The sequence below is a fragment of the Plasticicumulans lactativorans genome, from assembly GCF_004341245.1.
GTDB classification, from domain to species: domain Bacteria; phylum Pseudomonadota; class Gammaproteobacteria; order Competibacterales; family Competibacteraceae; genus Plasticicumulans_A; species Plasticicumulans_A lactativorans.
In genome coordinates this window covers 1-7,538 of the sequence record NZ_SLWY01000043.1, presented here as the reverse complement: position 1 = coordinate 7,538, position 7,538 = coordinate 1, and the positions used below count along the sequence as shown (strand labels likewise).

The window sequence follows — 7,538 nt, the reverse complement described above, 5'->3', positions numbered from 1 at the left end:
CAAACTGCTCGATCCACTCTGTTAAAGAACTCTCGCCAACCCGTTCCGTTCAGCGAGGCGCGCATTATACACGCCGTTTTCCATCCCGCAAGCCCCGTTTTATCCGGCTTGCCGATTCGAACCTGAGTCGAACCGTTTCGCGGCGCGCATTCTACATTCACTGCAGAACGCGTCAACATCCAATTTGGCAGTGCATCACGAATCAATCAGACCGATTCACGACAACCAAAACCGGATACCGCAATTAGCAGCAGCCAGCCCGGCAATCAACCTGAGAAGGTCAATTGCCAATTAGACATTCCGCTTAATCGAAGACCCCTGCCGATTCGGCAGGGGCATCGGAGGCGCGCATTCTACTGAGCGAACTTTGCCCGTCAACCCCGGTTACGGAAATATTTCCGTAACCGCCGCGCTCAGGCCAGCGTGACCCGCGCGGCACGGCGCTTGCCGACCTGCAGCACCACGCAGGCACCCGCGACGAGCACCAGCGCCTTGTCGTCGATGTGCTCGCCATCGAGCCGCACGGCCCCCTGCCCGATCATGCGCAGCGCGTCGGAGGTGCTGGCGGTGAGGCCGGCGTCGCGCAGCACGTTCGCGATCGGCAGCCCCGCCGCGCCGACCGTCACGGTGACCTCGGGCAGGTCGTCGGGCAGCACGCCCTTCTGGAAGCGCTGCACGAACGCCTCGCGCGCGCGCGCGCCGGCGCCGGCGCCGTGGAAGCGGTCGACGAGCTCCTCGCCGAGCCGGAACTTGACGTCGCGCGGGTTGAGGCCACCTTCCACCTCGCGCCGCCACCCATCGATCTCCCGCAGCGGGCGGAAGCTCAGCAGTTCGAGGTAGCGCCACATCAGGTCGTCGGACACCGACATCAGCTTGCCGAACATCTCGTCGGGCGGGTCCTGGATGCCGACGTAATTGCCCAGCGACTTCGACATCTTCTGCACGCCGTCGAGCCCTTCGAGCAGCGGCAGGGTCAGGATGCACTGCGGCCGCTGGCCGTGCGCCCGCTGCAGCTCGCGCCCCATCAGCAGATTGAACTTCTGGTCGGTGCCGCCGAGTTCGACATCGGCGCGCAGCACCACCGAGTCGTAGCCCTGCATCAGCGGGTACAGGAACTCGTGGATCGCGATCGGCTGGCCGCCGGCGAAGCGCTTGTGGAAGTCGTCGCGCTCGAGCATGCGGGCGACCGTCTGCTGCGAGGCGAGCCGCAGCATGCCGGCGGCGCCGAGCGCGCTCATCCATGTGGAATTGAAGGCGATCTCGGTGCGCTCGGGGTCGAGGATCTTGAACACCTGCTCCGTATAGGTGCGGGCGTTCTCCTGGATCTGCTCGGGCGACAGCGGGGGGCGCGTGGCGTTCTTCCCCGACGGGTCGCCGATCAGGCCGGTGAAATCCCCGATCAGGAAGATCACGTGGTGGCCGAGCGCCTGGAACTGGCGCAGCTTGTTGATCAGCACCGTGTGCCCGAGGTGCAGGTCGGGAGCGGTGGGGTCGAAGCCGGCCTTGATGCGCAGCGGCCGCCCCTCCTGCAGCCGCGCGACCATCTCGGGTTCGAGCAGCAGCTCCTCGGTCCCGCGCTTGATCAGTTCCAGGGATTCGTCGACCGAAGCCATCGCCGCGCTCTCGCATGTTCATCGATAAGGGCCCGGTAAGATAATCGAATCCACCCGCCGCGCAACCGCGCCCCGCTGCCCGCGCACCGGGCGGGGGCCCCTCGTTCCGATCCGCCGGAGACCTCATGAACAGCGAACTTTTCGTCGGGCTCATGTCCGGCACCAGCATGGACGCCGTCGACGCGGTGCTGGTGCGCTTTGCCGACGACCGGCCGCAGTGCCTCGCCCGCCGCGCCACACCCTTGCCGCAGGACCTGCGCGACGCGCTGCTCGCGCTGGCGCACCCGGGCGCCGACGAAATCGACCGCGCGATGCAGCTCGACGCCCGCCTCGCCCGCACCTTCGCGACCGCCGTGCGCGCCGTGCTGGACGATGCCGGCATCGCGGCACGCAAGGTGCGCGCGATCGGCTCGCACGGCCAGACCATCCGCCACGCACCGCAGGCCGCCGAACCGTACACGGTGCAGATCGCCAACCCCGCGCTGCTCGCCGAGCTGACCGGCATCACGGTGGTCGCCGACTTCCGCCGGCGCGACATGGCCGCCGGCGGCCAGGGCGCGCCGCTCGCGCCGGCGTTCCACGCGGCCTTCTTCCGCCGTGCCGACGCCGACGTCGCCGTGGTCAACATCGGCGGCATCGCCAACCTCACCGTGCTGCCGTGCGATCCCGCCGACGCGGTGCGCGGCTTCGACACCGGCCCCGGCAACGGGCTGCTCGACGCCTGGACCCAGCGCTACCTGGGCGTGCCGGTCGACCGCGACGGCGCCTGGGCCGCCGGCGGCGACGTCGATCGGGACCTCCTGGCCTGCCTGCTGGCCGACCCCTACTTCGCCCAGGAGCCGCCGAAGAGCACCGGGCGCGAACACTTCCACCTCGACTGGCTCGACCGCCACCTCGCCCGGCCCGGCGCACCGCGCGCCCCGCGCGACGTCGCCGCGACCCTGGTCGAACTCAGCGCGCAGAGCATCGCCGCGGCCTGCCTCGCGCAGGTGCCGGCGGCGGCCGAGTGGCTGATCGGCGGCGGTGGCGTGCACAACGCCCACCTGATGGCGCGCCTGCGGGCACATGCGCCGGTGCCGCTCCACCCGACCACGGCACGCGGCGTGGACGCCGACGACCTCGAAGCCATCGGCTTCGCGTGGCTCGCACGGCGCACGCTGCTCGGGCTGCCCGGCAATCTGCCGGAGGTCACCGGCGCGCGCGGGCCGCGGGTGCTCGGCGCGATCCACCCGGCCTGAAAAGCACGAGGGCCCGTCCGCCAATGCCGGCGGACGGGCCCTCGTCATATAGGTGCGTGGAGGAGGCCCCGGTCAGGCCGAGAACGATGAACCGCAGCCGCAGGTCGTGGTGGCGTTGGGGTTGCGGATCACGAACTGCGCCCCTTCGAGGCCCTCGGTGTAGTCGATCTCCGCGCCGACCAGATACTGGAAGCTCATCGGGTCGACCAGCAGCTTGACGCCGGCCTTCTCGACCAGGGTGTCGCCGTCCTGGATCTCCTCGTCGAAGGTGAAGCCGTACTGGAAACCCGAGCAGCCGCCCCCGCTGACGAACACGCGCAGCATCAGCGCGGGGTTGCCCTCCTCCTCGATCAGGCCCTTCACCTTCAGCGCCGCGGCGTCGGTGAACACCAGCGGATCGTCGAAATTCACGTCGGCAGCCGATGCAGACATCTCGTTGCTCCTCGCGCCGCAGCGGCGCTCTCTTGCTCGATGCGGGCGATTATGGGGTTCCCGACTAAAGTGATCAACAATTGGCGTGCGCCGCGCCCGGCCGCCCGGGAGGGCGGCAATGCCCATGCTATCCTGCGCCTCCCGCGCGTCGCGCACCGCGAACCTATCGCGCGCCCGCGCATCCAACGCAGGCACCCAACCAGCGCCCCCGGCCGGACCCGCCATGAAAACCAAACAGATCGTGACCGCCGGCTTCGCGCTGGCACTGGGCATCGCACTCTCCACGCTGCTGTTCCTGCCGAGCGGGACGGCCGCGCCGGAGGTGGCCTTCAAGAGCATCGACGGCCGCGCGGTGTCGCTCGCCGAACTCCGCGGCAAGCCCGTCATCGTGACCTTCTGGGCCACCACCTGCCCGGGCTGCATGCAGGAAATGCCGCACCTGATCGAGCTCTACCGCGAGCTGCGCCCCAAGGGCCTGGAGATCGTCGGCGTGGCGATGTCCTACGATCCGCCCAGCCAGGTGCTCGAACTCGTCAAGCGCAAGCAGGTGCCGTACACGATCGCCCTCGACAGCGACGAAGCCGCCTCGCGCGCCTTCGGTGTCGTCCGCGTCACGCCGACCTCGTTCGTGATCTCCCCCGAAGGGCGCATCGTGCAGCAGAAGATCGGCGAGTTCGACATGCCGGCCCTGCGCGAACAACTGCAGAAGATGCTGGGCGCCTGAGCCCGCACGGCCGGAGTCCTTCCCGATGTCCTACCTCGCGATCAAGGCCTGGCACCTGATCTGGATGGTGACGTGGTTCGCCGGCCTGTTCTACCTGCCGCGGCTGTACGTCTACCACGCGATGACCGAGCCCGACGACCGCATCGGCCGGGAGCGCTTCAAGGTGATGGAGCGCAAGCTGTTCTGGGGCATCACCACCCCCGGCGGCGTGCTCACGCTGGCCTTCGGCGCGTGGCTGCTCGCCGCCGGCGGCTGGGCGGCCTACGCCAAGATGGGCTGGCTGCACGCCAAGCTGCTGCTGGTCGCGCTGCTGGTCGTCTACCACGTGTGGTGCGGCAAGCTGCTCCTCGACTTCAAGCACGAGCGCAACCGCCGGTCACACGTGTGGTTTCGCTGGTTCAACGAAGCACCGGTGATCGTGCTCATCGCCGTGATCCTGCTGGCGAGCCTCAAGCCGTTCTAGGGTGTCGTCCCCACCGGAACGACGCGCCCTTCCATCTCCGCGCTGCATCGTTCCACTTCCGAGCTGCATCGTTCCACCTCCGAGCTGCAACGATGCAGCTCCGGACTGCAACGGCCGAGCACATTGCTGCATCGATGCACCTATTGGGTACTCGGATGCACCTGATAGGTTCATCGATGAAGCTCGGAGCCTGGCGCGAGCACTTCCCTGCTCGAACGATGCACCTAATAAGTGCTCCGATTCACCAAATAAGTGCATCAATGTACTTATTAGGTGCATCGTTGCAACGTCGAGCCTGATCGTTGCAACAAATTGCCTGACGCGAGCAGTTCGGAGCTTCATCGACGAACTTATCAGGTGCATCGATGCACCTATTGGGTGCTCGCCTGCGCCTCGGCGCTGCAGGTATCCGCCTCGACGGCTGAATGCCGCGCCGTCGAAGCCGGAGCGTGCGATCCGTCGTGCGATCGCTGCGCCGCGCAACGTTGGGGTTCGCATCCGCTCACCCGCAACCTACGGGCTGCGGTGATGGCAAACCGCTCCCCGTAGGTTGGCGGTGAGCGCAGCGAACCCCAACGTGGCGACGCCCGGTGTGGCGGTGGGTGTTGAGGTTCGCATTGAATGTTGGGGTTCGCATCCGCTCACCCGCAACCTACGGGCTGCGGTGATGGCAAACCGCTCCCCGTAGGTTGGCGGTGAGCGCAGCGAACCCCAACGCGATGGCGCCCGGTGTGGCGGTGAACGTTGGGGTTCACATTGAATGTTGGGGTTCGCATTCGCTCACCCGCAACCTACGGGCTGCGGTGATGGCAAACCGCTCCCTGTAGGTTGGCGGTGAGCGCAGCGAACCCCAACGCGATGGCGCCCGGTACGGCGGTGGATGTTGGGGTTCGCGTTGAATGTTGGGGTTCGCATCCGCTCACCCGCAACCTACGGGCTGCGGTGGCGGCAAACCGCTCCCTGTAGGTTGGTGGTGAGCGCAGCGAACCCCAACACGACGACGCCCGGTGCGGCGGTGAATGTCGGGGTTCGCATTGACTGTTGGGGTTCGCATCCGCTCACCCGCAACCTACGGGCTGCGGTGGCGGCAAACCGCTCCCTGTAGGTTGGCGGTGAGCGCAGCGAACCCCAACGTGGCGACATCCGGTGTGGTGGTGAACGTCGGGGTTCGCGTTGAATGTTGGGGTTCGCGTTCGCTCACCCGCAACCTACGGGCTGCGGTGGCGGCAAACCGCTCCCTGTAGGTTGGCGGTGAGCGCAGCGAACCCCAACACGACGACGTCCGGTGCGGCGGTGGGTGTTGGGGTTCGCATTGAATGTTGGGGTTCGCGTTCGCTCACCCGCAACCTACGGGTTGCGGTGGCGGCAAACCGCTCCCTGTAGGTTGGCGGTGAGCGCAGCGAACCCCAACGTGGCGACGCCCGGTGCGGCGGTGAACGTCGGGGTTCGCGTTGACTGTTGGGGTTCGCGTTCGCTCACCCGCAACCTACGGGCTGCAGTGACGGTGAGCGACTCCGCGTAGGTTGGCGGTGAGCGCAGCGAACCCCAACGCGATGGCGCCCGGTGCGGCGGTGAACGTTGGGGTTCGCATTGAATGTTGGGGTTCGCATTCGCTCATCCGCAACCTACGGGCTGCGGTGGCGGCAGGCCACGCAGCGCGGCGGATCAGGGCGTCGGCGTACCGTTGCCGCCGTTCTCAGGCGTCTCGTCGCCGTTGCGCTTGGGGCGACGGGCGAAGCGCCGGCGGGCGAGCCCGAGCAGGTGGTCGAGCCCCTGGCCCTTGCCGGCGCGCTGCGAGGCGGCGTAGACCTCCAGCGAGCCCGCGTAAGCCTCGGACCCCACCAGCATCAGGGTGTCCTGCACGCGCGTGTGCAGGCGCGCGATCTCGACGGCGATCACCGCGAGTGCCGCCCGCAGCGCGACGTCGCGCTTGTACTCGTCGAGATCGAAGTCGCGCGGCATCATGCCCTGGTAGGTCTCGATCGCCGCGTAGCAGTGCTCGATGAACGAGATGCCCGCGTCACCGGCCTTCGGCAACTGTCGTCGCTCGTCGTTGGTCAGCGCGATCAGGAACGGCAGCAGGATTTCGATCGCGCGCAGGTGTACGCGAACCTGCTCGATGGCCTCGGGGGTGAGGTCTGCCGAAATGTCATGGTCCATGGGAAGTCCTCTCTCGATCACTGCATCCAGCGGCGCCAGCCATCACGGCCGCGCCACACACCTGACCCTCAGGCGCAATAGCCAGTGTGGTCGGCGAATCATCGCTTTGCCACCCATGCCGACGACGGACCGCGCAGGCGCGACGTCCGGCCGCGCCGCGGACCCTCGACTATCCTCCCCGCAATCGCCCGTGAGCGTCGCCCGTACCCGGAGGTGGCCGATGTCCCTGCAACGCACGTTGTGCCTTGCCACGGCCCTGCTGCTCGCCGCATACGTCGGCCCGCTGCAGGCGGCCGTCATCGACGACCCGGCGAGCGGCGGTGAGAGCTTTTTCGCCTGGGAGGACGCCGGCAGCCTGACCGGCGTGTTCGATGTCGGCCCCGACGACGGCATCTCCGACGAACCCGGCGCCGCCGGCTGGTTCCTGAGCCTGCCCTCCCCTCATCGCATCGGCATCGCGGTCGCCACCTACAACCGCCCACCGACCACCTTCACGCTGTTGATCGACGGCAACAGCGTTCCGTGGACCCACGCGCAGATCACCCCCGAAGTGATCTCGGAGGACAACGGCATTCCCCTCGAAGTGATCCACCACTTCAACGGCACGCTGAGCGGCGGCATCCTCGGTGCCGGCCTGCACTTCATCACCTTCACCGCGAGCGCCCCGAACACCGACGGCAACGCCGGCCACATCCGCTTCCTGCCCGCGATCGCCATCGCCGAACCGCCACTGCCCGCGTGCATCGCGCTGGCCGCCGCCGCCCTGGTGGCAGGCCTGCGGCGAGAGCCTCGCTCATCCCCACCGGCTTCGCTCCCTTGTATCTTCGAGATGACGATAGTGGAGTGTTCACTGTGCGCATGGACGCGGGGAGGGCCTTCCCTCGTCCATGCGCCTGCGTGTGGCGGCC

7 protein-coding genes are annotated in these 7,538 nt (G+C 67.8%); 4 read left to right on the top strand and 3 right to left on the bottom strand.

The window, feature by feature from the left end:
* Window positions 1–413: 413 nt before the first annotated feature.
* Window positions 414–1,613: a tyrosine--tRNA ligase gene (tyrS, locus tag EV699_RS19535; protein WP_132545990.1), complete on the bottom strand. Its 1,200-nt coding sequence runs from the start codon at window positions 1,611–1,613 to the stop codon at window positions 414–416.
* 125 nt (window positions 1,614–1,738) lie between these two features.
* Here tyrS and EV699_RS19530 point away from each other — a divergent pair, with 125 nt between their 5' ends.
* On the top strand, window positions 1,739–2,851 hold the full coding sequence (locus EV699_RS19530; RefSeq protein ID WP_132545988.1) for an anhydro-N-acetylmuramic acid kinase: 1,113 nt from the start codon (window positions 1,739–1,741) through the stop codon (window positions 2,849–2,851).
* A 72-nt stretch (window positions 2,852–2,923) separates the two neighbouring features.
* On the opposite strand, the gene erpA is transcribed toward EV699_RS19530, so the two are convergent.
* Window positions 2,924–3,283 carry an iron-sulfur cluster insertion protein ErpA gene (gene erpA / locus EV699_RS19525; protein ID WP_132545986.1) on the bottom strand — a complete coding sequence of 120 codons (360 nt, stop codon included), beginning with the start codon at window positions 3,281–3,283 and terminating at the stop codon, window positions 2,924–2,926.
* 223 nt (window positions 3,284–3,506) lie between these two features.
* Between erpA and EV699_RS19520 the strand changes: the two genes are divergently transcribed.
* A complete protein-coding gene (locus EV699_RS19520) occupies window positions 3,507–4,007 on the top strand; it encodes a peroxiredoxin family protein (protein WP_132545984.1) in 501 nt (166 codons plus the stop codon).
* A 25-nt stretch (window positions 4,008–4,032) separates the two neighbouring features.
* The gene (locus EV699_RS19515; protein WP_132545982.1) at window positions 4,033–4,470 is read left to right on the top strand and encodes a CopD family protein; all 438 of its coding nucleotides are present in this window, start codon (window positions 4,033–4,035) and stop codon (window positions 4,468–4,470) included.
* 1,665 nt (window positions 4,471–6,135) lie between these two features.
* On the opposite strand, the gene EV699_RS19510 is transcribed toward EV699_RS19515, so the two are convergent.
* Window positions 6,136–6,630: a hypothetical protein gene (locus EV699_RS19510; protein WP_132545980.1), complete on the bottom strand. Its 495-nt coding sequence runs from the start codon at window positions 6,628–6,630 to the stop codon at window positions 6,136–6,138.
* A gap of 220 nt (window positions 6,631–6,850) precedes the next feature.
* On the opposite strand from EV699_RS19510, the gene EV699_RS20055 reads away from it, so the two are divergent.
* A partial coding sequence (locus EV699_RS20055; protein ID WP_165904216.1) for a hypothetical protein occupies window positions 6,851–7,538 on the top strand: 688 nt, incomplete at its 3' end.

Excerpts from the sequence above, each read along its gene's own strand:
- EV699_RS19520 (WP_132545984.1), top strand. The coding sequence starts at position 3,507 with ATGAAAACCAAACAGATCGTGACCGCCGGCTTCGCGCTGGCACTGGGC.
- EV699_RS19530 (WP_132545988.1), top strand. The coding sequence starts at position 1,739 with ATGAACAGCGAACTTTTCGTCGGGCTCATGTCCGGCACCAGCATGGAC.
- tyrS (WP_132545990.1), bottom strand. The coding sequence starts at position 1,613 with ATGGCTTCGGTCGACGAATCCCTGGAACTGATCAAGCGCGGGACCGAG.
- EV699_RS19515 (WP_132545982.1), top strand. The coding sequence starts at position 4,033 with ATGTCCTACCTCGCGATCAAGGCCTGGCACCTGATCTGGATGGTGACG.
- EV699_RS19510 (WP_132545980.1), bottom strand. The coding sequence starts at position 6,630 with ATGGACCATGACATTTCGGCAGACCTCACCCCCGAGGCCATCGAGCAG.
- erpA (WP_132545986.1), bottom strand. The coding sequence starts at position 3,283 with ATGTCTGCATCGGCTGCCGACGTGAATTTCGACGATCCGCTGGTGTTC.